Annotated in this window: 28 protein-coding genes; 14 read left to right on the top strand and 14 right to left on the bottom strand. The window is 70.3% G+C overall.

All coding sequences use genetic code 11. From position 1 onward, the window contains the following. Window positions 1-16: 16 nt before the first annotated feature. Entirely contained in the window at window positions 17-289 is a 273-nt protein-coding gene (locus ABZ128_RS13200; RefSeq protein ID WP_356848147.1) for a DUF3253 domain-containing protein, read from the bottom strand. Between the two features lie 300 nt (window positions 290-589). On the opposite strand from ABZ128_RS13200, the gene ABZ128_RS13195 reads away from it, so the two are divergent. Continuing rightward, on the top strand, window positions 590-1,093 hold the full coding sequence (locus ABZ128_RS13195; protein WP_356848146.1) for an NUDIX hydrolase: 504 nt from the start codon (window positions 590-592) through the stop codon (window positions 1,091-1,093). 393 nt (window positions 1,094-1,486) lie between these two features. Here ABZ128_RS13195 and ABZ128_RS13190 read toward each other — a convergent pair whose 3' ends face one another. Beyond that, complete coding sequence (locus ABZ128_RS13190) at window positions 1,487-2,755, bottom strand: MFS transporter (RefSeq protein ID WP_356848144.1); 1,269 nt, start codon at window positions 2,753-2,755, stop codon at window positions 1,487-1,489. A gap of 127 nt (window positions 2,756-2,882) precedes the next feature. On the opposite strand from ABZ128_RS13190, the gene ABZ128_RS13185 reads away from it, so the two are divergent. The 3 genes from ABZ128_RS13185 (at window position 2,883) to ABZ128_RS13175 (ending at window position 4,442) form a co-directional block, all read left to right on the top strand. Then, window positions 2,883-3,440, top strand: a complete 558-nt coding sequence (locus ABZ128_RS13185; RefSeq protein WP_356848143.1) for a putative immunity protein — start codon at window positions 2,883-2,885, stop codon at window positions 3,438-3,440. A 128-nt stretch (window positions 3,441-3,568) separates the two neighbouring features. After that, complete coding sequence (locus ABZ128_RS13180) at window positions 3,569-3,781, top strand: N-acetylmuramoyl-L-alanine amidase (RefSeq protein ID WP_356848142.1); 213 nt, start codon at window positions 3,569-3,571, stop codon at window positions 3,779-3,781. A 121-nt stretch (window positions 3,782-3,902) separates the two neighbouring features. Then, window positions 3,903-4,442, top strand: coding sequence for a hypothetical protein (locus ABZ128_RS13175; RefSeq protein WP_356848140.1), 540 nt, complete (start codon window positions 3,903-3,905; stop codon window positions 4,440-4,442). A gap of 90 nt (window positions 4,443-4,532) precedes the next feature. Here the strand turns inward: ABZ128_RS13175 and ABZ128_RS13170 are convergent, their stop codons facing one another. Further along, on the bottom strand, window positions 4,533-4,865 hold the full coding sequence (locus ABZ128_RS13170; RefSeq protein WP_356848137.1) for a hypothetical protein: 333 nt from the start codon (window positions 4,863-4,865) through the stop codon (window positions 4,533-4,535). Between the two features lie 236 nt (window positions 4,866-5,101). Between ABZ128_RS13170 and ABZ128_RS13165 the strand changes: the two genes are divergently transcribed. Beyond that, a complete protein-coding gene (locus ABZ128_RS13165; protein WP_356848135.1) occupies window positions 5,102-6,142 on the top strand; it encodes a vWA domain-containing protein in 1,041 nt (346 codons plus the stop codon). A gap of 90 nt (window positions 6,143-6,232) precedes the next feature. Here ABZ128_RS13165 and ABZ128_RS13160 read toward each other — a convergent pair whose 3' ends face one another. Next, window positions 6,233-7,780 (bottom strand): hypothetical protein, encoded by a 1,548-nt coding sequence (locus tag ABZ128_RS13160; RefSeq protein WP_356848133.1) that lies wholly within the window; start codon window positions 7,778-7,780, stop codon window positions 6,233-6,235. A 471-nt stretch (window positions 7,781-8,251) separates the two neighbouring features. Here ABZ128_RS13160 and ABZ128_RS13155 point away from each other — a divergent pair, with 471 nt between their 5' ends. The 5 genes from ABZ128_RS13155 (at window position 8,252) to puuE (ending at window position 11,867) form a co-directional block, all read left to right on the top strand. Continuing rightward, window positions 8,252-9,499 carry a geranylgeranyl reductase family protein gene (locus tag ABZ128_RS13155; protein WP_356848250.1) on the top strand — a complete coding sequence of 416 codons (1,248 nt, stop codon included), beginning with the start codon at window positions 8,252-8,254 and terminating at the stop codon, window positions 9,497-9,499. Between the two features lie 170 nt (window positions 9,500-9,669). Then, window positions 9,670-9,933 carry a GlsB/YeaQ/YmgE family stress response membrane protein gene (locus ABZ128_RS13150; protein WP_356848131.1) on the top strand — a complete coding sequence of 88 codons (264 nt, stop codon included), beginning with the start codon at window positions 9,670-9,672 and terminating at the stop codon, window positions 9,931-9,933. 307 nt (window positions 9,934-10,240) lie between these two features. Continuing rightward, window positions 10,241-10,414, top strand: a complete 174-nt coding sequence (locus ABZ128_RS13145; protein WP_356848129.1) for a hypothetical protein — start codon at window positions 10,241-10,243, stop codon at window positions 10,412-10,414. Between the two features lie 91 nt (window positions 10,415-10,505). Next, window positions 10,506-10,856 carry a VOC family protein gene (locus ABZ128_RS13140; protein ID WP_356848128.1) on the top strand — a complete coding sequence of 117 codons (351 nt, stop codon included), beginning with the start codon at window positions 10,506-10,508 and terminating at the stop codon, window positions 10,854-10,856. A gap of 102 nt (window positions 10,857-10,958) precedes the next feature. Beyond that, a complete protein-coding gene (gene puuE, locus ABZ128_RS13135; protein ID WP_356848126.1) occupies window positions 10,959-11,867 on the top strand; it encodes an allantoinase PuuE in 909 nt (302 codons plus the stop codon). Window positions 11,868-11,883: 16 nt separating this feature from the next. Here the strand turns inward: puuE and ABZ128_RS13130 are convergent, their stop codons facing one another. The 5 genes from ABZ128_RS13130 to ABZ128_RS13110 all read right to left on the bottom strand — a co-directional run bounded on the left by ABZ128_RS13130 (window position 11,884) and on the right by ABZ128_RS13110 (window position 15,627). After that, complete coding sequence (locus tag ABZ128_RS13130; RefSeq protein WP_356848125.1) at window positions 11,884-12,213, bottom strand: STAS domain-containing protein; 330 nt, start codon at window positions 12,211-12,213, stop codon at window positions 11,884-11,886. After that, window positions 12,210-13,553: a SpoIIE family protein phosphatase gene (locus tag ABZ128_RS13125; RefSeq protein ID WP_356848124.1), complete on the bottom strand. Its 1,344-nt coding sequence runs from the start codon at window positions 13,551-13,553 to the stop codon at window positions 12,210-12,212. The genes ABZ128_RS13130 and ABZ128_RS13125 overlap by 4 nt, the downstream gene beginning before the upstream one ends. Continuing rightward, window positions 13,553-14,356, bottom strand: a complete 804-nt coding sequence (locus ABZ128_RS13120) for an alpha/beta hydrolase (protein ID WP_356848122.1) — start codon at window positions 14,354-14,356, stop codon at window positions 13,553-13,555. Before ABZ128_RS13120 ends, ABZ128_RS13125 begins: the two co-directional genes overlap by 1 nt. A gap of 13 nt (window positions 14,357-14,369) precedes the next feature. Further along, complete coding sequence (locus ABZ128_RS13115; protein WP_356848120.1) at window positions 14,370-14,981, bottom strand: DUF6817 domain-containing protein; 612 nt, start codon at window positions 14,979-14,981, stop codon at window positions 14,370-14,372. Between the two features lie 70 nt (window positions 14,982-15,051). Next, window positions 15,052-15,627 carry a MarR family transcriptional regulator gene (locus tag ABZ128_RS13110; RefSeq protein WP_356848119.1) on the bottom strand — a complete coding sequence of 192 codons (576 nt, stop codon included), beginning with the start codon at window positions 15,625-15,627 and terminating at the stop codon, window positions 15,052-15,054. A 92-nt stretch (window positions 15,628-15,719) separates the two neighbouring features. Here ABZ128_RS13110 and ABZ128_RS13105 point away from each other — a divergent pair, with 92 nt between their 5' ends. Both ABZ128_RS13105 and ABZ128_RS13100 read left to right on the top strand, forming a co-directional pair. Then, window positions 15,720-16,625 carry an NAD-dependent protein deacetylase gene (locus ABZ128_RS13105; RefSeq protein ID WP_356848117.1) on the top strand — a complete coding sequence of 302 codons (906 nt, stop codon included), beginning with the start codon at window positions 15,720-15,722 and terminating at the stop codon, window positions 16,623-16,625. 57 nt (window positions 16,626-16,682) lie between these two features. Beyond that, complete coding sequence (locus ABZ128_RS13100) at window positions 16,683-17,537, top strand: alpha/beta fold hydrolase (RefSeq protein ID WP_356848116.1); 855 nt, start codon at window positions 16,683-16,685, stop codon at window positions 17,535-17,537. A gap of 88 nt (window positions 17,538-17,625) precedes the next feature. Here the strand turns inward: ABZ128_RS13100 and ABZ128_RS13095 are convergent, their stop codons facing one another. Beyond that, entirely contained in the window at window positions 17,626-18,369 is a 744-nt protein-coding gene (locus ABZ128_RS13095) for a hypothetical protein (protein WP_356848114.1), read from the bottom strand. 220 nt (window positions 18,370-18,589) lie between these two features. On the opposite strand from ABZ128_RS13095, the gene ABZ128_RS13090 reads away from it, so the two are divergent. Together ABZ128_RS13090 and ABZ128_RS13085 are read left to right on the top strand one after the other, a co-directional pair. Next, entirely contained in the window at window positions 18,590-19,453 is an 864-nt protein-coding gene (locus ABZ128_RS13090) for a hypothetical protein (protein ID WP_356848113.1), read from the top strand. A gap of 93 nt (window positions 19,454-19,546) precedes the next feature. Further along, complete coding sequence (locus tag ABZ128_RS13085; RefSeq protein WP_356848111.1) at window positions 19,547-20,467, top strand: zinc-binding dehydrogenase; 921 nt, start codon at window positions 19,547-19,549, stop codon at window positions 20,465-20,467. Between the two features lie 139 nt (window positions 20,468-20,606). On the opposite strand, the gene ABZ128_RS13080 is transcribed toward ABZ128_RS13085, so the two are convergent. From ABZ128_RS13080 to ABZ128_RS13065, 4 genes are all read right to left on the bottom strand, one after another. Then, the gene (locus tag ABZ128_RS13080) at window positions 20,607-21,611 is read right to left on the bottom strand and encodes an agmatine deiminase family protein (RefSeq protein ID WP_356848110.1); all 1,005 of its coding nucleotides are present in this window, start codon (window positions 21,609-21,611) and stop codon (window positions 20,607-20,609) included. Then, window positions 21,608-22,483, bottom strand: a complete 876-nt coding sequence (locus ABZ128_RS13075) for an aminoacyl--tRNA ligase-related protein (protein ID WP_356848108.1) — start codon at window positions 22,481-22,483, stop codon at window positions 21,608-21,610. Before ABZ128_RS13075 ends, ABZ128_RS13080 begins: the two co-directional genes overlap by 4 nt. After that, a complete protein-coding gene (locus ABZ128_RS13070; protein WP_356848107.1) occupies window positions 22,470-22,721 on the bottom strand; it encodes a phosphopantetheine-binding protein in 252 nt (83 codons plus the stop codon). The genes ABZ128_RS13075 and ABZ128_RS13070 overlap by 14 nt, the downstream gene beginning before the upstream one ends. Window positions 22,722-22,791: 70 nt before the next feature. After that, window positions 22,792-23,667 carry a diiron oxygenase gene (locus tag ABZ128_RS13065; protein WP_356848105.1) on the bottom strand — a complete coding sequence of 292 codons (876 nt, stop codon included), beginning with the start codon at window positions 23,665-23,667 and terminating at the stop codon, window positions 22,792-22,794. Window positions 23,668-23,725: the final 58 nt, after the last annotated feature.

Below are 23,725 nucleotides of genomic sequence, written 5' to 3'. Positions count from 1 at the left end.
GCCCCTGGGCCGGGGCTCAGCGGGCGCGACGGATGCGGATCGGGCCGCGGGTCTTCGTCGGCTCCACGGGACGGCCGGCCTGGGTGATCTCCACTTCGCCGGTGGTGACCAGCCGCCGGGCCGCACGGCGGACCGGTTCCATGAGCGCACGCCAGCCGTCGTCGTCCCCTTCGTACACCGCCCTCGCGGCGTCGGAGGGGCAGATCGATGCGTCGGGGCCACGGCGCTCCAGCAGCTCCAGAATGGCTCGTTCCAGGCGCTGGTCCGTCGGGCGTCCGCTGTCCGCCACTCCCCCAGTATCGGCGATGCAGGCACAGGGACCGCGCACCTGGCGATCCAGGAGATCGGCCGGGCTGGTGGGGATGGTTTCCCTTGCCTCGGTGGCGGGCAGGTCGTGGGCCGTATGCCCCATGCGCGCGAAGAGGGCCACGAGGGCGTCCACCGGCCCGCCGAGCGCGGCCTACGACGCGCTCTGTGCCATCCCCCGGCACTCCCCTTCGAGAAAGGACAACAGCGTGCCCCAGCCACCATCCGGCGCTCATGCGGACGACACGCTTCCGCGGCCGTGGCCGGCCAACGGGAGCGTTTCGTGAGCAAACCGTGGCTACCGCCGGAGGAGTTCGCCGCCACGCTGCCGAAGGCCGGCATCTTCGGCGCGGTCTTCTTCACCGACGAGGACGACCGGCCCGTCCAGCTGCGCGCCACCTACTCCAGCGCCCACCCCTGGCAGTGGCCTGGCGGCATCGCCGATCCGGGCGAGCGCCCATGGGAGACCGCCGTCCGGGAGTGCCGGGAGGAGACCGGGATCGTCGTCCCCGGCCCGCCGCGGCTGCTCGCGGCGGTGTTCGGGCTGCCCGGGAAGGAGTGGCCGCTGAGCACGGTCGGGTTCGTCTTCGACGGCGGCCGCCTCACCGCGCGCCGGCTCGCCGGGATCGTTCTGGACCCGGACGAACACGACGAGGTCCGGTCCCTGACCGTGCCCGAATGGCGTGAGCTGATGCCCGGCCGTGACCACGCACGGCTGGAAGCGGTGATGGCCGCCCGCCGTGCGGGCGTGCCGGTGTACTTCGACACCTGGGACTGGGAGGCGTAGCCGAGCACCGTCCTGGAGTCCGACTGCGGAGGTCATCGGCTCGACCTGGAGCACAGCATGCCGATCGGTGAACCCTTGGTGCTTCCCGGGGCCGTGCCCGCATCCCGTGGACCTTGCCCGTGACGACGGCCGAGATCGAGTTCCGCAGGCGTCACGGACACGAGGCGTTGGAGCAGCTCTTCGACAAGGCGGCGATCATCCCCACGGACCCTTTGGTAGAAGGCGATCATTGCCATGAGCTCGATGAACCGCTGGTCGCGGACGTGAGCGGTCATGACGAACTCAAGCCCGTGAACGTCCTCCTCCATCGCGGCCCAGCACCCGGCGGTCCCATAGGCCCAGCTGTCGCTGCGGGGACCGGGCCCCACCTGGGGGCAGTCCCGGTCCGGCCCGTCAGCTGCGGCTCGGTGTCGGTTCCGGCTCGGGGAGGGGCGCCGGCGCGCGGCGGGGCAGCAGCAGTGGGGTCGCCAGCAGGAATACGCCGGCCAGGCCGATGGCCGTACGGGGGCCGAGCAGGACGCCCAGCACGCCCCAGAGCGCCGTCAGGAGCGCGGTGGAGGCCTTGGTCGTCACCGCCCAGGCGGACAGCGTGCGGGTGACCCGGTCGGGCGCGGTGCGCTGAAGGCGGTAGGTGGCGCAGACGGGGTTGAAGACCCCGCAGCTGAAGATGATCCCGAGCTCGACGCCAATCACCAGCAGCAGCCCTCCGGTGCCCGCCCCCGGGAGGGCCAGGCCGATGGGGCAGAACGCGCGCAGCGTCCCGGCCACGATCAGGACCCGGTGCTGCCCGAACCGGGTGGCGAGCGGTCGGGCCAGCCGCGATGCGAGCAGGCCGCCGATGGAGGGCACGGCGAAGGCGAGGCCGTACTGCCATGGTGCGAACCCGAGTCGGCCGAGCATCAGGACCGCCAGCAGCGGCTCGGCTGCCATCAGCAGGCCGTTGAAGCAGGCGGTGTTGAAGAACAGCGGACGCAGCGTCGCGTCGGCGAGGATGAAGCGCCAACCGTCGAGCAGGTCACCGGCCCGCATGCGCGCGGCGTCGCGGCGCTCGGGCCGCGGCTCGTGCCCGCCCGTCGCGCGGATGCCCAGGGCGGAGAGCAGGTAGCTCACCGCGTCGGCGAGCACCGTCGTCACCGGACCGAAGAGCCCGATCGCCGCGCCACCCAGGGGTGGTCCGATGATCGTGGTCGACCACGCCGTGGACTCGAACCGGGCGTTGGCGACGAGCAGGTCCTCGGCCGGCAGCAGCGTCTTCAGGTACGCGCCGGAGGCGGCGCGGAAGGTGATGTCGGCGGCCGCGACGACGACCGAGACCAGCAGGAGCTGAAGGAAGGTGAGCACTCCGAGCGCGAACGCGGTGGGGATCGTCAGGAGTGCCGCGCACCGCAGCAGGTCCGTCGCGATCAGCACCGGCCGCTTGCGGCGGAACTCCACCCACGGGCCGAGCGGCACCGCCACGGCCGCCCCCACCGCAGCCCCCGCGGCGGAGAGCGCGGCGACCTCCGCAGGTCCGGCGTGCAGCACCTGGACGGCGATCAGCGGGAACGCGCCGAAGGCGAGCCACGTGCCGAGCGCGCTGGTCCCGTACGCGCCCCAGAGCCACCCGAACCGCCGCCCCAGGCGGTGTCCGGGCAGATGTCCCGGCCGACGCGCGCTCCTCATGCCTGACACCCCCCTCCGCCTACTCGACCGACCGCGACCCGTCCGCGACCGATCCGGAACCGGAAGCATCAAAGCGGGCAGCAGCCCGGGGACCAAACGACCAGAGGGTATCGGCGCGGACCCCGGCATGGAGCAGGATGAGGCCATGGCGGATGACTCCACGACGATCGAACTCAGCCGGTCCGAGCTCCGCGAGGTCACCGGCTACGCAGTGGCGTGCGCACGGCGTGCCTTGGCGATCTTCGAGCGTGAACGCCCTGGTGACGGGCGGCCGCGGGCCGCGATCGAGGCTGCGCAGGCGTTCGTGGACGGGGCCGAGCGAACCAACGTGCTGCGTCAGAACGCCTGGGCGGCACACCGGGCGGCCCAGGAATCCCGCGATGCAGGACAGGCTGCGGCGAGCGACGCCGCCCGCGCGGCCGCCCACGCGTGCGGTGCGGCTTTCCTCCACCCCCTGTCCAAAGCCACTCAGGTCAAGCACATCCTCGGATCGGCGGCTCATGCCGCGCGAGCGTTCGAACTCTCCGTCGCAGACGGTCCCGCCGTCGGAGCCGAGCACCTCGCGCAGTCGCTGACCCTCGTGCGCCCTGTGGTGGTGGACGTCCTGAGGCGCTACCCGGCCGCCCCGCCCGGCGGTGGGCGGGTGGGGGAGCTGATCCGGCAGCTGGACGCGTCGCTCCGGTGATCCCCACGGTCCGTGCGGTCCACGGCCCAGGCCCGGTTCGGCCGGCGGAAGGGCCGGCGGTGAGGTGTCGCTGCAGGTCGCGGCCGGGCGGGGGTGCCGCAGTCCGGGGTGAAGGCCATCGTGCTGACGTGACGGTGACGGACCCGAAGTTCGACGGCCACCTGACCGCCTGGCCGTCGGGCACCACCCGCCCCGACTCGTCCAACCTCAACTGGACGACCGGTACGACCGTGGCCGACCTGGTGACGGTGCCGGTGGGTCCTGACGGCAAGGTGGAGTTCGCCAACCTCGGCTGGGGCTCCGCCCATGTGGTCGTCGATCTCTTCGGGTACCTCGGCTGACGGAGGGTGCCACGGCCCCGAGCGTCGTGCCTCCCCGCCGAGTACGGGCTCGACGGGGAGGCAGCGGTGGGGTGGGGGGCGGGCTGTCGCAAGGGCCTGCAGGCTGAGAGACTTCCGGATCATGGCATACAGCGAACTGGGGGTCGGCGTCCTCACCGGACTGACCGCGCTCGGAGCCAGCTACATCACCGCGCGTGCGACCGCGCGCGCGGCGCTGACCCAGGCTCGAACGACCTCGATGGCAGAGGCGCTGCGCGAGCAGCGCGAGCGGCGTCGGTCCACCTATCGGGAGATGATGAGCTGCGCGCATGCCTTCTTCGAGGTGACGTGGCAGATCGACGAGGTGGACGCCACACATGAGCGAGAGGCCAAGGACGGTCTTCTGATGCGGATGTACGAGCGCATCGGCCCGACCATCGCGAACATGAACCGGGCCAACCACGAAGTCCGCCTGGACGGCCCTGCCAACGTCTCCGACGCCTCCGAGCACGTACGGCAGATGGCCCGCCGCGTGCAGCCGCTGCTCAAGGCGTTGATCGGCGGCGACGGCTTGGAGCAAAGGCGCGCTTACGACGCGGCGTTCGTCGACTTCCGGGACGCATACGTGACCTTCATCGGCCTGGCGAGGCAAGCGCTGGAGGTCAAGGAGGAAGGAGCGTAGCCCGGGCGGGTCGGCGGCCAGGACCGGCGCGCGGACCCCTGGGCGCCCATCGCGGACGGCGTCCAGGCCAGACCGGGCCGGAGCCGGGAGTTAGCCGCTGAAGCCGCTGCACTGGGTCAGTTCGCCGCCCTGTCGGACGCTGTACTGGGCGGGCGGCACGTTCATGATCTGGAAGCCGCCGTTCTGGGAGATCTCGACCGTCCCGCCGAAGCCGGCCGACCCGAAGACATAGGCCGGACCCGGGGTGAAGCCTCCGCCGGAGAGGTGCACCTTCCCGTTGCCGAGCACGCCGGAGATGGAACACGTCGCGGCCGGGAGGGCGGCCGACGGGGACTGCGGGACCGCCGCGAGGGCGGTGGGGGCAGCAACGAGTGCAGCGGCCGCGAGGGGGCTGAGGACGAGGAGGCGTGTGCGCCGGTTCATGGGTCTTCCTTACCGGGAGGGATCGAGCGGCGGGCCGCACGCCCGGGCGCTGCCGGACGGCGAGCGAGGTCCGCCTTCCCATCGTCACCCCGCCCGTTCCCCGGTGCGACCGGGCGCCCGGAGCGCCGCGGGCGCCGGGATCCAGCGATCGATGTGTCGCGCGATCGTCGCGGAAATCGATTGTCAGTGGTGGGTGAGAAGGTAGGAGCATCCAGTCGGAATGAGGGGGAGCGGTCATGTCCGGAAACCAGAACTACATCAATCACGTGGCTCTTGTGTTGGATGCCAGTTCGTCCATGTCCAATCTGAACCGCAAGGTCGTCGAAGTCGCCGACCAGCAGATTGCCTATCTCGCCCGCCGGTCGAAGGAACTGGACCAGGAAACCCGCGTCACGGTGTACGTCTTCGCGGACAAGGTGGAGTGCGTCATTTACGACAAGGACGTGCTGCGAATGCCGTCCCTGAAGCAGCTGTACCGGGTCGGTGGAATGACGGCTCTGCTGGCGGCCGCGCTGAAGTCGCAGCGGGAGCTCGCGCAGACGGCTCAGCTGTACGGCGACCACAGCTTCCTGACGTTCATACTGACCGACGGGCAGGAGAACGCGAGCCATCGCTGCCCGGACGCCCCTGCCAGGGATCCGCGTGAACTGGTGCAGGCCGTGGCCAAGATGATCGAGACGCAAGAGGACAACTGGACGCTGGCCGTCCTCGTGCCGGACCAGATGGGCAAGCGGGAGGCCATGCAGTGCGGTTTCCCGAAGGACAATGTCGCCATCTGGGACGCCACGAGCACCCAGGGCTTGGAGGAGGCCGGGCAGGTCATCCAGCAGGCCACGGAGAAGTTCATGGTGGGCCGCGCCCAGGGTATCCGGGGATCCCGCGCGGTGTTCTCCACGGGTGGAGAGGCAGTCAACAAGGACACCATCAAGGCGGCCGGTCTCACGCCGCTTAATCCGTCGGAATACCAGCTGATTCCGGTCGCTCGTGACGCCGCGATCCGGGACTGGGTCATCGAATGCGGGCACACCTACCGGAGCGGTTGCGCGTTCTACCAGCTGAGCAAGTCGGAGAAAATCCAGGCGCAGAAGCAGATTGCGGTGCTGGAGAAGAAGACGGACCAGGTGTACACGGGGCCGGAGGCCCGAGCCCTGCTCGGTCTGCCGGCCACGGAAGTCCGCGTCAAGCCGGACCACAATGACGACTTCACGATATTCGTGCAGAGCACCAGCGTGAACCGGAAGCTCGTGCCGAACACGCGCCTGCTCCTCATGGCCTGATGCCCTGGCAGGCGGCGGCCAGCGGCCGTCCACGCCTCCGGGCGGGGTCCCCGTGACCCCGCCCGGCGCGCGGAGAGGCCGGCTCCCGGGTTAGGGCTGGCCGTCGAGCCAGCTCAGTTTGTGTCCGTAGAGAACGCGCTGGCAGTAGTCAGTGCCCACCGGATCGGCCGTGTCCCGGTTCGCCGTGCAGTCGGACGCCTCGCCCGGCCGGTGCTCCGACAGGGACCACAGCCGCCCGGTACCCCGCTCGACGTAGAGGTCCTCGGCGCCCCGGGCGGTCTTGACGGGCTGGCCTTGCTGGACCAGCTGGCCGTTGCTCCACTTGTAGCGCCACAGGTTGCCCGGCTCGTCGGTGCCCTTGGACTCGTTCACATACAGCGTGCCGTTGTACGCAGCCGCTCCCTGGGCGCCGCCGTTGGTCAGCGGCAGGTAGTTGGACCAGCCCTGCGCGGTCACGTCGGCGGAGCGCCCTTCCAGGGCCGCGACCGGGTACGAGGCGATGCGGCCGGTGGAGGGGTAGCCGCTCGCGGGACGGCAGTACTCGCCCATGATCAGACGGTCCGGGACGGTGCTGCGGTCCAGCGAGATGTAGGACGCCTTCGGGGCACCGGTGGAGACGCAGGCGTAGGAGCCCTGCGGGTTGCTCTGCGTCGCCTTGAACTTCCACGCGGCGACCTGTGGCATCACGTAGCGGTAGCCGAAGCTGTACCAGACGTTGTCGTGCCGGCCGACCTTCGTCTTGTCCTCGGTGTTGGCGGTGGTCTTCACACCGTCGGTGTCGGCCCCCATGGCGTCGTGCGTGCCCGGGTCGCCGTCCGGGTCCAGGTCCATGATGTAGCGCATGTCGAAGACGCGCAGGCCGTTGCGGGTGTCCGCGACGTACAGGTAGTTGCCGTACCAGACGATCCCGCCGGCGTGGACGCCCTTCTGAATGGGGTATTCGGACGCGTGCAGCCCGTCGAAGGAGACGTGGTCGGCGGAGTTCACATAGGTCCAGCCCAGCAGGACGTGCCGGTACTTGACCTCGGGACTGCCGGTGGCCGGATTGGTCCGGCTCTGCACGAAGGTGATCCGGACGCCCTTCTGGTTGCAGGCGTCGTTGGCATTCAGCTCGGCGGTGGTGCAGTCGCCGGTCGCCGGGTTCGGGTCGGTCTCCCGGCCCGGGTCCCAGCCGTCGTAGGAGGCGAACAGCTGGATGTTCCCGGCGTCACCCCACAGCCCGTTGTCCTTGGCGTCGGAGACACCGGTGAAGCCCTGAGGTATCCACTCCTGCGAGACGGAGTCGTCGTTCTGCAGGCAGTACTTGATGTCGGGGTCCGCTGCGGTGCCGAACGGGTCGCGGGAGCACCACGGCTGGACGGTGCGGTTCGCGCCCGCCAGCAGGTTCTGCACTCCCGACTTGGGCAGTACGGCGTCCAGCCTGGTGACCCGACTGGTGGTCTCGGCGTTCATCTCCCCGGGCGACAGCGTGAAGTCACCGGCCGAGGCCGCGCCGCCGGGAACGATGCCGGCCACGGCCGCGCCGTTCGGTGAGGGGCTGCTCTCGGCCGTCCGGGGCTCCTGGGTCCAGGACGCCGACGCGTCGGGCGGAAGGTCCTCCGCTTGGGCCGGTGCCGCAAGACCGGTGAACGCCAGCATGGCGGCGGCAGTTGCCGTGAGCCAAGCGCGACGTGGTCGGCGTAGCTGCATATGGGTTCTCTCCGTTGCTGATGTACAGACAAGTTGAACGGAGGGTTCCAGAACACATATGCGAAGCGCAAGCTTGATCGTTTTGCAACGACCGTCCTTTTGAAGGCAGTTGAGGGTGATGTGGCACCACCAGAGCGGCGCCACCGCGACGTTCTGACGAGGCAGTCGACATGTCGACGAGGAGGGCCTGGCTCGGCACGGCGGTGCTGGTCGGTAGGCGTGCGTCCACCAGGACGCGGTCGCGTGCGGGCGTCCTCAGGTGTGGGCACATCGGCTGCCGGACACGGCCATGTCGCGTGGGCCGAGCCGTACGGCCACGGGCATAGTGGTGGGGTGACCACCGAACGGGACGAGGCCGACGGCTCCTACGACGGCGGCTCTCCGGCGCCGGATGACGGTGCCGTCGAAGAGGCGCAGGTCATTGTCGTGGGGGCGGGGCCTGCGGGCTCGGCCGCGGCAGTGCACCTGGCGCGAGCGGGGTTGGACGTGCTGCTGCTGGAGAAGAGCGGCTTCCCGCGCGAGAAGGTGTGCGGCGACGGGCTGACACCGCGGAGCGTGTACCAGTTGGTGCGGATGGGGATCGACATCAGCGCCCCGGGCTGGATGCGCAACAAGGGGATGCGCTGGATCTGCGGGGGCCACCAGGTGGAGCTGGACTGGCCGCGGCTGGGCAGCGTTCCGGATTTCGGGCTGACCCGCACCCGGCACGATTTCGACGATCTGCTCGCCGCTCACGCCGCTGCCGCCGGAGCGCGCCTGCGGACCGGGGTGAAGGTGACGGCTCCGCTGACCGACCGGGCGGGACACCTCATCGGTGTCGCTGCCACTCGCGGCCCGGACCGGGAACCGGTCCGCTACCGGGCGCCGCTCGTCGTGGCAGCCGATGGGGCCTCGGCGCGGACGGCGCTGGCCCTGGGGCTGGAACGGGATGCCCGCCGACCGGTCGCGGTGGCGGCCCGTCGCTACTACCGCAGCCAGGCCCGTACCGACGACCCCTACCTGGAGCTGTGGGCGGACCTGCGCTGTCCGGGCAGCGGGCGCGACCTGCCGGGTTACGGGTGGGTGTTCCCGCTCGGTGACGGCCGCGTCAACGTCGGTCTCGGTGTCCTGCCGCAGCGGCGGCGCGCCCGGCCGGTCGACCTGCGGGCGGCTCTGGAGCAGTGGCTGGCCCGGCTTCCCGCGGACTGGGGGCTGCGGGAGGAGAACGCCGACTCTCCGTTGCGCAGCGCGGCACTGCCGATGGGCCTGAACCGGCGGCCCCAGTACCGGCGGGGCCTGCTGCTGGTCGGCGACAGCGCCGGCATGGTCAGCCCCTGGAGCGGCGAGGGCATCGCCCAGGCGATGGAGGCCGGAGAGGTGGCCGCGGAGACGATCGCCTTGGCCGTGGCCCGGCCGGCAGGGCCGCGGCGAGAACACGCGCTGCTGCAGTACCCGGCGGAGATCCAGCGCCGCTGGGGGCGCTACTACCGGCTGGGCAACCTGGCCGCCGATCTCCTCTTCTCCCGGTACGGCTTCCGGCCCGTCCTGCACCCCCGGGTGATGGCTTCGCCCCAGCTCCTGCACGTCCTGGCGCGCCTGCTCACCAACGTCACCGCCGAGCCGGCGCAGGACGGCATCGACGCCGTCCTGCACGCACTCGTACGCCTCGTTCCGGCGCCGCGGCGTTGAGACGCGGGGACTGGACGGGAGGCGGGGACGGAGCGGGCCCGGGTTTTCCCCGCTCGTCATGCCGACCGACGGAACACTTCCACCCGGACTCGGTTAATTTCCCATGTTTAAAATCAAACAAATCGCGCAGACGGTGTTATGCAGGGCTTGTGCGCTGATAAGAGGAAATCATGGGCATCATCGGTTGGATTCTGTTGGGCCTGCTCGCCGGAATCATCGCGAAGGTCCTGATGCCGGGGCGGGACCCTGGCGGCATCATCCTCACGACGCTGATCGGCATTGCCGGCGCCCTTCTGGGCGGATGGCTCGGCAAGGTCATTTTCGGGGTCGATTCCATTGACGGCTTCTTCGAGCTCTCCACGTGGATCGCCGCCATTGTCGGTTCCTTCATCCTCCTGACGATCTACCGTCTTGCAGTCGGCAGGAGACATTAGTGAAGGTCGCCCTGGGGAGGCACGGCCGTAAGGGGAGGCGTCGGCGGACACTCGCCGGCTGGACGCCCCGGGCCCTGCTCCGCCGGGTCGCCGTACGGCTCACGGCCTGGGGCGTACGGCTGATGGCGTGGGCCATGGGAGTCGCTCTTCGGCATGCGCTGCGCCCCGCGTTTCGCGGGCTGTTGCCCCGCGGACTGCGGATGGAGGTGATGTGGGCCTTGGGCTCAATCGCCGCCGAGGTTGATGACGGCACGGCTCGCCACCCGCGGGAGTCCGGAAAGCGGTGGCGGTGAGAGAAGGGTCGGACATGAGTGCCAGCGAGAAGATCAAGGCCAGGGCCGAGCAAGTGGTCGGCAGGTCCGTGAGAAAGGCAGCGCACGCCCTGGGCAACAGGACCACCGAGGCCAAGGGCGGCGCCCTGGAGGCCAGGGGCAAGGCCCGGGAGGCGAAGGAAAAGGGAAAGGACGCCTTCAAGCGCTGACCGCTCCGACACCTGCACGGGTGTGTTGTAGAACAGCCGGGGACGCTCTGAGGCATGTCCACCTACTGTCCACCTACTCCTGGAGGCGTTGATGTCCGTTCGCCGTGTGGTGCCCAACATCCGGTCCGAGGCCGTCCAGGAGAGTCGGGACTTCTACGGTCTGCTGGGCTTCGAGGAGGTCATGAACCACGGCTGGATCATGACGCTTGCCTCACCGTCCACTCCGACGGCGCAGGTCAGCGTCATGACCCACGACAAGACCGCGCCGGTGATCCCCGATGTGAGCATCGAGGTGGACGATGTCGACGCGGCCTACGCACTCGTCCGCGACAGTGGCGCGCAGATCCTGCATCCCCTGCAGGACGAGGAGTGGGGCGTACGCCGCTTCTTCGTCAGGGATCCCAACGGCCGGGTGGTCAACGTGCTGAGCCACCGCCGCTGATGGAACCGAACCCCTGGAGGGCGGCCGTCACCGGCGCGGCAGGAGTCGTACGGCTCCGCGGCACGAACGGCAGGGCACGCGCCGAGGCAGTAGGGTGCGGCCGTGTCCGAGCATCAGCGCGACCTCGTCGGCTACGGCGCCGAGCCGCCGCATGCCGCCTGGCCCGGCGGCGCCCGCGTCGCCGTCAGCCTCGTCCTCAACTACGAGGAGGGCGGCGAGCAGAGCGTCCTGGAGGGCGACGCCGCCTCCGAGGGCTACCTCCACGAAATCGTCGGCGCGCCGCCCGTGGTCGGCGGGCGCGACCTGAACGTCGAGTCGATGTTCGCCTACGGCTCCCGCGCCGGCTTCTGGCGCATCCACCGCACCATCACCGCGCACCGCGCGCCGCTCACCGTCCACGCCGTGGGGCAGGCGCTCGAACGCAATCCGGACGCGGCACGGGCCATGGCGGCCGCCGGCTGGGAGGTGGCCGGCCACGGCTGGCGCTGGATCGACTACCGTCACGTGCCCGAAGACGTCGAGCGCGCCGACATCGCGCGTTCGACCGCAACGATCGAGCGGCTCACCGGCCGTCGGCCCGTCGGCTGGTACACCGGCCGGACGAGCCCCCACACGCGCCGACTCGTCGTCGAGGAGGGCGGCTTCCTCTACGATTCCGACGACTACTCGGACGACCTGCCGTTCTACGTCGGGACGGCCGGCCGGCCGCACCTCGTGGTGCCGTACAGCCTCGACGTGAACGACTTCAAGTTCCTGATCGTCCACGGCTTCACGACCGCCGACGACATGCTCACCTACCTCATCGACACGTACGACAGGCTCCACGCCGAGGGCGCCGAGCGCCCGCGCATGATGAGCGTCGGCCTGCACGGCCGGATCATCGGCCACCCCGGCCGCATCCGTGCGCTCGACGGGTTCCTGAAGCACGTCGCCCAGCTCGGCGGGGCGTGGGTCGCCACGCGCGAGCAGATCGCGCGCCACTGGCTCGCCACGCACCCGCCGCTGCACTGAGCGCCCCCGGAGGGAATCAACCGGTGTCGGCGCCGGGGCGGATGGTGAAGACCCGGTCCAGGCCGACGACGGCGAGGATGCGCAGCGTGTTCGCGGGGACCGCGGTCAGGGCCATGTCGGCTCCGGCGGCCAAGGCGTGCTGGCGGGCGGCGAGGAGGGCCGTGATGCCGCTGGAGTCGCAGAACTGCAGCTCGGACAGGTCGATGACCAGGCACTGGCCGGGCTGCAGGACGAGTTCGTCGACCTGTCGGCGCAGAGCGGCGGCCTGGTCGTAGTCGAGTTCTCCGGCCACGTGCAGGACGGGGCCGGCAGCGACGTCGCGGCGGGTGATGTTCAGCGGGCTCATCGTGGGTGACTCGTCGTGGGGCGGGGGTGTGGGCGAACCGGGGGGACACCGAGGGCGAGCAGGGCGGTGTCGTCGTCCAGGCCGTCACCGAAGCTCTTCAGCAGCCCGGTCAGGGCAGTGATCACCTCGTCGGGAGGGGCGGGGGCGAGGTCGGTGGCGAATGCGTGCAAGGCCTCTTCGCCGTACATGTCGCCTCGGGTGGGGCCCGTGCGTCCCTCGGTGAGGCCGTCGGTGTACAGCAGGAGCGTGTCACCGGGGGCGAGCGCGGTCTTCACGGTGCCGATCGGGGCATCGGGCAGGACCCCGACGAGCAGGCCGCCGGGCGTGGGCAGGAACTCGGCGCGGCCGTCGGAGCGCAGTACGAGGGCCGGGGGATGTCCGCCGGAGGCCATGCGCACCGCGGCGGGGCCGCCGTCGGCGCCGGGTTCGACTATGCCGAAGACGGCCGTGCAGTAGCGGGGGTCGCCGCCGGCCGCGTAGCGCTCGTACAGGACGGCGTTCAGTGTGGCCAGGGCCGCCGCGGGCTCAGGGTCGTGCAGGGCGGCGGCACGCAGGGTGTAGCGGGTGAGCGAGGTGAGGGACGCGGCCTGGGGCCCCTTGCCGCATACGTCGCCGAGGAAGAAGCCCCAGCGTTCGCCGTCGAGTGGGAACAGGTCGTAGAAATCGCCGCCGAGCCGGTCGGCAGATGCGGTGTGGTAGTAGACGGCCGTCTCCAGGCCCGGGACGTCGGGCAGCGACGTGGGGACGAGGGACTGCTGCAGCACGGCCAGCGCATCGGCCAGCCGGGCGCGGTCTGCCTCGGCCTGCCTGCGGGCTTCCTCCGCCTGCACGCGCGCCGCCTCGGCCTCGGCGCGGGCCTGCTCCGCTTCATGGCGGCGGCGGAGCAGCTCTTCCTCGTAGGCGCGGCGGTCGGAGGCGTCGAAGACGGTGGTGCGGATGAGCAGTGGTTCGCCCTCGCTGCTCTGCTTGACCAGCGAGGAGACCAGTACGGGCAGGCGGCGCCCGTCCCGTGTCTTCATCTCCAGGGCGATTCCGTGCAGCTCGCCCTGCATGCGCAGCAGCGGCGCGAAGTGCGTCTCGTGGTACAGCTTCCCGCCGACGGTGAGCAGGTCGGGGAAGCGCCTGGTGCCGACCACGGCCTCGCGTGACAGCCCGAGCCAGTCCAGCAAGGTGTTGTTGATCTTGGCGATGGTGCCGTCCATCATCGTGGACAGGTAGCCGCAAGGGGCCGATTCGTACAGGTCCTCGACACTGTCCTCCAGCAGTGCGGTGAAGGCGGCGTCCGTGCCGGTCCCGTCTCCGGTCTCGGCAGGCTCCGGAACGTCGCCCGTACGGCACATCACTTCCGCGTCTCCAGGAAGTCGAGGATCGCTTCGGCGGTGGCCTCCGGCGCGCTCAGCTGCGGGCAGTGACCCGTGGCGTCGAGGGTCACGAGGCGGGAGGAGGGGATCGCGGCGTGTACGTACGCACCGACCTCGCGCGGCGCGATGACGTCCTGGGAGCACTCCAGCACCAGGGTCGGCACGGCCACGCCCTTCAGGTCGTCGCGGCAGTCGGACAGGAAGGTGGTGCGGGCGAAGACGCGGGCGATGTCGGGGTCGGTGGCGCAGAAGCTGTTGGTCAGCTCCTGTCCCAGCTCGGGCCGGTCGGGATTGCCCATGATCACCGGGGCCATGGTGGAGGACCAGCCGAGATAGTTCGACTCCAGGGAGGCCAGCAGTTCGTCGATGTCCTCCGCCGTGAAGCCCCCGCGGTAAGCGTCGTCGTCGATGTAGCAGGGGGAGGGGGCCACCATCACCAGGGCCCCGATGCGTTCCGGCGCGGCCTGCGCTGCCAGTACCCCGACCATCGCGCTGACCGAGTGCCCCACGAACACCGCCTGTTCGAGGTTCAGTTCCTCGCAGACCTCGACCACGTCGCGGGCGTAGCCGTCCAGCGAGGAGTACCGCTCCTCGCTCCAGGACGACAGGTCCGAACCGCCGGATCCGACGTAGTCGAACAGCACCACCCGGTACCGCTCCGCCAGGGGCGGCACGGTCAGGCGCCACATGTTCTGATCACAGCCGAATCCGTGGGCGAGCACCACGACGGGGGCGTCGGCCGGGCCGGTGACGGTCACGTTGTTCCTGCGACGGATGTCCACGGCAACCATCCTCTCATCCTGCGGAACCGGCCTGGTCGGCGCCCGGGACCACCTGTTCCGGGGGTGCGGAGGGCGCAGGTGCGGCGAGCACCGTGCGGCAGTCGAGCCGGGCGTGGGGGCTCAGCAAGTCCCGGCATCGGGTGAACAGGGCGAGCAGGTCACGACCCCACGTGGCGCGGAAGACCGGGTCGATGTGGGCGAGGTCGAGTTCGTTGGCGGCCGACAGTTCGGCGAAGTCGCGGCGCCCCTGCGGTGCCGGAACGCCGGAGCGCCCGGTGAACCGGTCGTGGAAGGCGGCAGCGGCTTGGTCGAGAGCCGGGTAGGTGGCCTTCCGGTCACATGAGGCGTACAGGTACACGATGGCCTCGGCCTCGGCTCCGATCACGGTTGCAAGGTCCTCGCGCCGGTCCGGCGGCAGCAGGACCGTGGGAAAGCCGTCCGTTCCATAGAACGCGTGGCACAGACCGGCGAGTTGGAGGGCCGGTCGGGCCTGCCACCTCGCGAGTCGCGCCTGGACCCGCAGGAGGTGGGCGAGCAGGGTTCCGCCCGGGTGGGCGATGCTCTCGGCACCGAGCTCCTTGAGGAGGGCGACGGCCCGGTCGGTCGCGGCGGGCAGAGCAGGCACGGCGTCGGTGTCCCTTCAGTGACGTGGGTGCCGTCGGCACACTTCAATGTGACGGCTGTTGTGTTCGGTTTCAGGAAGGCCGCTGATCGGGCTCGACCGTGGTCAGGTAGTGCTCGATCCGGTGCTGGTTCTCGACGAGGCGCAGGCACAGGTGGCGGAACTGCCCGAGTTCTTCCTCGGTGAAGCCTTGGAAGACTGCGGACATCGCGCGCTGCGTCGGCCGGCGGAAGGAATCGAGCCAGTCGTGTCCGGCCGACGTGATCCGAGCCCGGACCGAGCGGCGGTCACGCTGGTCCTGGACCCGCTGCACCAGCCCGTCCCGCTCCAGCGTGTCGACCAGGCCCGTGACGTTGCGAGAGCTGACGCCGGCTGCGCGGGCCAATTCGCCGATGCTCAGCCCCTCGTCCGCGGCCGTACTCAGCCGGGCGAGTACGTCGAGAGCCCCTGCACTGAGCCCGCGCCCGCCTGCACCCTGCGAGCGCAGCCGTTCGACGGCCTGTGAGGCGGAGCGGACGGCTGCAGCCGCCTCCAGTGCGAGGGTGGCGTCCCCTGCCGCGAACGCCTGCATGGAATCCCGGACACCACGGTCGTAGAGCAACCCGTCGGGGTCGTAGGCCAGACCTTCGGAGTTATGTACCTGCTTCATAATGAAGCCCTACCCTATCCGGCTGGCGTCCGCCCCGCCACCACGCGGCCCGTCGGGACCGGGACAGCAGGCGTGTTGCGTACCCTGGCGGCATGCGCATGCGTCCCACTCTGAGCTGGACCCCCGCCGGGGACCTGCCTCCCGGCACCACGGATGTGGCGCCGGTGGCCGACGCGCTGAGCGCCGGCGGTGTCCTGGTGGTGAGCGGGGCGGGCATCTCCACGGAGTCGGGCATCCCCGATTACCGGAGCGAGGGCGGGAGCCTGAGTCGGCACACCCCGATGACCTACCAGGATTTCCTCGGCAGCGCCCGGGCCCGGCGCCGGTACTGGGCGCGCAGCCACCTCGGCTGGCGCACCTTCGGCCGAGCCCGCCCCAATGCCGGGCACCGGGCGGTGGCCGCGTTCGAACGGCACGGACTGCTCTCGGGGGTGATCACCCAGAACGTCGACGGACTGCATCAGGCGGCCGGCAGCGGGGGCGTCGTGGAACTCCACGGAAGTCTGGACCGCGTCGTCTGCCTGTCCTGCGGGCGCTTCAGCGCGCGCCGCGAGCTCGCCGTGCGGCTGGAGGAGGCGAATCCGCTGTTCGAGCCGGTGCCGGCCGGGATCAACCCGGACGGTGACGCCGACCTCACCGACGAACAGGTCGGGGGTTTCCGGGTGGTGCCCTGCACGGTGTGTGGCGGCATCCTCAAACCGGACGTGGTGTTCTTCGGCGAGGCCGTTCCGCCGGGGCGGGTGGAGCACTGCCGCGAACTGGTCCGCGAAGCGGCCTCGCTGCTGGTCCTGGGCTCATCACTGACGGTGATGTCCGGGCTCCGGTTCGTCCGCCAGGCAGCCCAGACCGGGAAACCGGTGCTGATCGTCAACCGGGACCCGACCCGGGGCGACCAGCACGCCGTCACCCGCGTCGCACTCCCCCTGGGAGCGGCCCTCACCGCCGTGGCCGGCCGACTGGGCATTCCCCTCGGCGGCGAAGCGGCCCCACAGGCCTGAGGCTCCACAGAGACCGGCTTTCGGTCATCCTCGGACGTGGAGTGAGGAGGCGTAGCGGTGGCGGAGCGCATGATCGAGGTGGACGGTGTGGAACTGTGCACCGAGCCCTTCGGGGATCGGTCGGACCCGCCGATCCTGCTCGTCATGGGGACCGGGGCTTCGATGCTCTGGTGGGAGGAGGGCTTCTGCCGGCTGCTCGCCGGGGGCGGACGGTACGTGATCCGTTACGACCACCGCGACACCGGCCGCTCGGTCACCTCCGAGCCGGGGCGACCGGGGTACACCGGCGCGGATCTGGTCGGCGACGCCGTCGGCGTGCTCGACGCGTATGGGATCCCGGCCGCCCACGTGGTGGGTGTCTCGGCCGGTGGCGCGTTCGCGCAGTTGATTGCGCTCGACCATGCCGATCGCGTCCTCTCGCTCGTCCTGATCAGCACCTCGCGCGCGGTCCCCGGTGACCGCGAGCTGCCGCCGCCGACCGACGAGTTCGTACGGTTCCTATCGTCCGCACGGGTCGATTGGTCGCGGGCCGCTTCGGTGATCGATTACCTGGTCGACTACGCGCGCGTGCTCGCCGGAGGCCGGCGCCCGTTCGACGAGAGCGCCGTGCGCGACCTTGTCCGTCGCGACGTCGAGCGTGCGCACGACTTCGCCGCCGTACGGAACCACGACACCCTGCCGGAGGGCGAGCAGTCGCGAGAGTCACTGTCGTCGATCGCCGTACCCACACTGGTGATCCACGGCACCGCGGATCCGATGTTCCCCTTCGGGCACGGCGAAGCGCTCGCCGAAGCGATTCCGGCTGCGGGACTGCTGGCCTTGGACGGTGCAGGCCATGGGGTCGACCGAGCGGACTGGGAGACGATCGCCCGCGCGGTCATCGCGCATACCGCCGGGGGTGAACAGAGTTGAGACGACGCACGCCTGTGCAGGCTGAGAGTGTTCGTCACCTGACGCCCGGGGTCAGCCGAGCCGGGCCGACGCGATCCGCAGGGCAGGATCACCCTTCGGGAAGGACCACTTCGCTGTCCGCGGGGGCCCGGAGCTGGGTGACCGTTTCGAAGTCGAAGTAGGTGAGATCGGACGCTTCTTGGCCCGTCTCGGTCCGCCTCAGCAGGTACGGCCGGCCCTGCCCAGCGATGTACTCCGTGACCGTCCCGCCGGACTCCCCCGGATAGGTCAGAGTCAGGGCGGGCTGTCCGTCCACCGTGGCTGCGGCTCCTCTCGTGAGCCCGGGGGTCCTTTCCTGCTGCAGCACGTGGGGATTCATCAAGCTGCACCCGTAGGAGACCGCTGCGGCATCCTCCCGTTCGGCACCCAGCTTGACCCAGCGGCCGGCGAAGCGGTCGACCGCCGCGTCTTCCTGGGCCTTCGTACCGTTGAGGACGGCCCGCCAGGTGTCGGCGTCACGCTTGACGTACACGACTTCGGGCGTGGAGTGGACCTCCGTCTTGCCCAGGCCGTCGCCGCTCACGGTGCCCGCGCAGTCCACATTGGCGAAAGCGAGCTCAAGCGAGCCGGTACGCCCCTCTGCCGACATCTGGCCGCGGACCTTCTTGAACGTGGCGGTCCGCGTCGCTTCGTAGGCCAGCGTCTGGATTTCCTCGGGCGTTTTGCCGGCGTACGGGTCCGATGCAGCGGCGGCCGCCGCGGGCGCGGCGCCCCCGGGACCCCCCGCAGCCGACTCCTCGGCGGCGCATGCCGTCAGGACGAAAACCGCGGCGAGGCAAGCCGATACGGGCATGACGGTGGAGCGAACAGACAAGGCGATCCCCCTGGGACGTACGTGCAGGCAAGGAGGCTACAGGGGCCCCGGGAACGCCTGAACACCCCCGCCCCGAGCAGGCGGAGACCGGAGGTCCATTGGAATTGAACATGTTCAGACCGGGTGGCAGTATGAGCGCGTGCCGCGTCCTCGGAAGAGGCGGCGGCGTCCGTTCGGCATGCCTGGAGGGGGGGCGACCGTGGAGTTGAAGCGGTCCTACGGTCGGATACTGCTGGTCTCGGTTCTGGTGCTGTACCTGGAGGCGACGCTCGCGGTAGTGGTCGGCGTGCTGTACGTCCTGACACGGGAGCCACTGCCGACCCATGAGCAGTATGCCGAGGCCGTGGGGGCGTTCACGACCCTCACCGTGGTCTTCACGATTCTGGGGTTGCTGCTGTCGCTGGTGGTGGTGTTGCCGGCCGTGGCGCTGAGCGACCTCCTCGGGCGCCTGATCGGCGGTCGGGACGCCTGGGGGTGGGTGCCGGCGACGGTGGGGGCGTTGTTCGCACCTCTCGCCGGGGCGGCACTCGCCGGCGGTACGCACTGGACCGCCGTGCTGGTGCCGTGGGCCGTGGCCACGGCCGTCCTGTCCAGCGCCGCCCTGCTGAGCCGACCGCGGCGGGAGGGGCTGCTCGGCTTGGTGGCGACGCGCGGCACGGCGCTGGTGGTGGGGACCGGCCTCCTGGGTACCTTCGCGCTCTGGACGGACATCGTGCCGAGGTACCGCCCTCCGTTGATCAACGCAGCGGCCGTGGTCGGCACGTGGCACGACGGACGGGGCGGGCTCGTGACCTTCGAGGCGGACGGCCGGGTGACCGCCATGGGCATCAGCGACTTCCGGCCCGGTGACGGCGCCGACGACATCGTGCCGGCGTGCTCGGGCCCGGGCACCTACACCTACAAGGCCGGACGCACCACCTGGGGCCAGCGGGTCGACGTCGACATCGCGGGCTGCTCGCCGGCTGAGTGGAGGGTGGCGGGCAGGTCCGGGCACCTGGAGCTGTACCAGTACGTCGGCGACCCGGAGGCCGAGGACCGGTACGAGCTGAAGAAGAGCAGATAGCCTCGCGCAGTCCGTGACCAGCAGACGGCGGCCCGTCGGTGCTGTGGGGAATATGGTTGGCACCTCCAAACTCTCAAGTCCCCCTGGAGTGTGATGCGTCGCGTCCGGTACGAGTCCACCGGTGGTCCCCTGTTCCTGGAGGAGGCGCCCGTCCCCGAGGTGGGGCCGGGAGAACTCCTGGTGCGCTGTGAGGCCGTCGGGGTCACCCTGCCCGTTGTGCGCAAGGTCACCGAGGCTGCCGAGACGATTCCGCTCGGCGGTGAGATCGCCGGTGAGGTGGTGGCGGCCGGTGACGGTGTCACCCGGTTCCGGCCGGGGGACCGGGTGACCGGGCTGTGCTTCGGGCACGGGTACGCCGACTTCGCCGTCCTGCACGAGGCCATGGCTTCGCTGGTGCCCGCCACCGCGAGCGCCGTCGACGCCGTCGCGCTGGTCCGCAGCGGGCTGGTGGCGTTCGGTGCGTTGGAGGCCGCGCGTCCGGAGCCGGATGAATCGGCCCTGGTCACGGCGGCGGCGAGCGGGGTCGGCCATCTGGCGCTCCAACTGGCGCGGCTGCGCGGGGCGTCGCGCATCGTGGGCGCCGTCTCGGACGCCGGCAAAGCGGAGTTCGTGCGCTCGCTCGGCGCCGACGAGGTCGTCGTCTACGACGACGCCCCCGGGTGGGGCGAGCCCGTCGACTACGCGCTCGACGCGGTGGGCGGCGAACTGCTCACCCCGGTGATCGCCGCGCTTTCGCCGGGCGGCCGGCTCGTCGCGTACAGCTCGGGCGGCGGGACCGTCCAGGCGTACGACCTGCTGGTGGGCGCCAAGTCCGTGATCGGCTTCCAGATGGCGCTGATCGCCCGCGATAAGCCGGAGTTGTACGAGCGGTGGCGCCAGGAGCTGTGGCGGCTGTTCACCGAGGGCGCGCTGAAGCCCGCGGTACACGCGGAGTTCGCGCTGGAGGACGCGGCGAAGGCGCACGAGGTGATCGAGTCGCGCAGCAACCTGGGGAAGGTCGTACTGCGTCCGTGATCGCCGCGAGCGGTGGCGGTCACGGACCGGCCACCGGTTCGTCCTCGGCCTTCCGACGGCGGGAGGTGGGGGCGGGGACGGGACGACCTGCACCTTCGAGGTGTCGGTCATCCCGTCCCCGCCGTTGCCGGGACGGTCGTCAGAGCGTCCGGGCCGCCGGGAGCTGCTGGGTGATGCAGTGGATGCCGGCGTCGCCCGTCGCCAGCGTCCGGGCCTCGACGCCCACGACCTGGTGGTCGGGGAAGGCGGCTTCCGCCGCCGCGAGTGCCTCCTCGTCCGTGTCCGTGCCGGCCAGCGGCATGATCACTGCCCCGTTGGCGATGTAGAAGTTCATGTAGTTCACGACCGTCTCCTGGCCGTGGACGTGGATCTTCTGCTGCGGCGGGAGTTCGAGGATCTCCAGCTTCCGTCCGGCGGCGTCGGTGGAGGCTTCGAGAACGGCGCGGTTGGCCTTCAGTCTGGCGTGGTCCGGGCGTTCCGGGTCGCCGCACGCCTCCACCAGGACCCGACCGGGGCCGATGAACTGGCAGACGTGGTCGACATGGCCGTCGGTGTCGCCGGCGAGGTGGCCGTAGGGCAGCCAGATCACCTTCGTGACGCCGAGCAGGGCCTCGAACTCGGCCTCGATGTCGGCGCGGCCGAGCCGTGGGTTGCGATTGGCGTTGAGCACGCACTGCTCCGTGGCGATCAGCGTGCCCTCACCGTCCACGCTGATCGCCCCGCCCTCCAGCACCGTCATGGTGGCGCGGCGCTCGATGCCCAGCACGGGCAGGAGGCGCTCGGTGATCCGGTCGTCCTGCGCGTACGGGTGGAAGCGCTCGCCGAAGGAGTTGTAGCGGAAGTCCACCCCGACCCTCCCCCGCGGACCGTGGACGACGATCGGCCCGGTGGCGCGCAGCCAGGCGTCGTCCATGGGGATCTCCACCGTGGTGACGTCGACCCCGCACAGGGCCCGTACCCGCTCGGCGTGGCCGGGCAGGACCAGCAGCGTCACCGGTTCGAAGGCGGCGATGGCGCGGACGACCGCCGCGTACTCCTGCTCGACGGAGGCGAAGCTCTCGCCCCACAGCGACTCGTACGGCGGCCAGGCGAGCATGCAGGCCTCGTGGGGCTCCCACTCGGCCGGCATCAGCAGCCCGGTCACGACAGTCCCCTCGCCGCGGGGAAGGAGCGCACCGCTTCCTCGGCGGCGGCCCAGTCGCCGTCGAAGCGGTCGGCGAGGACGTGCAGCCACCGTTCGATGCCGAAGGCCACGCAGGAGGTGTGGGCCTCGTCGCCGGCGTACGTGATGCCGGCGCGTTCGCCGAAGAAGTTGCGGTGGTAGTTGACCGAGGCGATCGCGAGGCCGCCGTCGGCGACGAACTCCTCCTTGGTGGGGAAGAGGCGCTGCATGACGGCGCGTGAGCCGTTGGCGTCGAAGAACGGGTCGGTGGCGACCTCGGTCGTCAGGCTCAGGCCCAAGTGCGCCGCGAACTCCAGGATCAGCGCCTTGTGGGTGGTGAGGTGGTCCTTCACCGTTTCGGCGTCACCCACGGCGATGATCTCGCGCATGGTGAAACCGTGCAGCCGGCGCAGCCCCTGGTACTCCGTCTCGCGCCGGAAGCACTGCGCGATGGTGGTGAAGCCGACCGGCTCGTCCAGCTCGGCGCCCGCCAGGGAGAGGTACGCGTTGTAGCAGGCCGCCGAGGGCAGGACGAAGCCCGCCCCGCTCAGCTGGTGTCCGGCCAGTGCCGTACCGGGCTCCGCCGGGTGCGTGGGCAGCTCGGCGACCGCGTCGGTGCTGACCGGGGCCGCCGCCAGCACGAGGTGGGGGAAGTTGGTGAAGTAGTCGAAGCGGGCCAGGTCGGCGACCCGGATCAACGGCGGGTACAGCACGTCCGCCGCGCGGGCTGCGGCGGCCCAGCCGGTGAACACCGAATCCAGCGCGGCACGGAGGCGGACCGCCTCGGGGCCGAGGGTGACCAGGCCGTCGGTCACGGCGACCGGCGTGCGGAGGGCCGTACTAGGCGTGCGCATGGTCGGCCCCGTTCGTGATCAGTGCGTTGATGCGGTTGAGGGTGCGGAGGTTGTTCACGTCCGTCTTGGCGAGGTCGATCGGCTCGCCGGTCAGTTCCTCCATCAGCAGGAGGAACTCCACGAACGCCAGCGAATCGAGGATGCGGGCCTCGATGAGGTCGCGGTCCCAGTCGATGGTGTCCACGTCGGAGTTGAGCTTCCGGAGGAACTCGATGACCGTTTCCATCGACTCGCTCACTTCCGCCGGTTCCGCCCGTCCCGTGGAGGCGGTGGACACGGTGGCTGCGATGGGTTCCGTGGATTCGTTCTCACGCGTTGACATGGTCGAGCCCCCAAGAGGTACGGAAGATTTCACTGGCGACGAAGAACCGGTCGACCCGGGCCATCAGCTTGACGTGGAACGCCTCGCGCACCGGGTGGGACAGCGCCTTGCGGCGGACCTCCAGGGGCTTGTCCACTCCGCAGTCCCGGAATATCTGCGGGTTGTAGAGACTGCGCACGGAGTACGTCATGTAGTCCTTGACGTACTTCTCGATCTCGTCCCGGCGGCTCGGATCGGCGGCCAGGGCACGGTCGTAGAGGCGCTTGACGAGCTGCTTGCCGAAGGCGACGTGCCGGCTTTCGTCGTGGTGGTGCGCCGAGTGGATTTCCCGGAGGATGTCCGGGATCAGCGGGTCCTTGCCCATGCGGCTGTTGTAGTAGTCGAAGATCTCCTCGAAGATGAGGATCCGGGAGAAGACGACGACGTCGTCCCAGAGGTCTCCGAATCCCTCGCGGCGGAGCGGGGACGCCGCCTCGGGGTAGATCCCGCCAGTGTACCGGTAGCAGAACTCGGCGAAGAACCACATGTGGGCGTTCTCTTCGCCCATGAAGTGGTGCAGGTATTCGTTGTAATCGGCGAAGTCGGGCGTGTGGATGCGCTTCGCGACCTCGATCATCAGCTCGCGGATGCCGTGGACGTGCAGGCTGAAGAAGTTGACCGTCTCGTACCGGGCGAGGGCCTTGAGCACCTTCTCGTCCTCGATCAGGCCGGTGCCGGAGACGGTGAGGTAATCGGGGTTCATCCACCACTGCTCCTCGGACACGGAGTCCGGCCAGGAGAACTTGGTGTACGGGTTGTAGTAGTCGTCACGCGACTTCTCGGAGAGGCGCGTGAGCATGGTGCTGAAGCCGGAATCGTCCATGGTGATGCGATCTTTCGGTTGGTGCGTCTTCTTGTACGGGTGTGCTTGTCAGCGCGGT

This window comes from Streptomyces sp. NPDC006326 (assembly GCF_040612915.1).
Classification (GTDB): domain Bacteria; phylum Actinomycetota; class Actinomycetes; order Streptomycetales; family Streptomycetaceae; genus Streptomyces.
The sequence above is the reverse complement of the archived record's forward strand: the minus strand, read 5'-3'. Positions and strand labels throughout refer to the sequence as shown.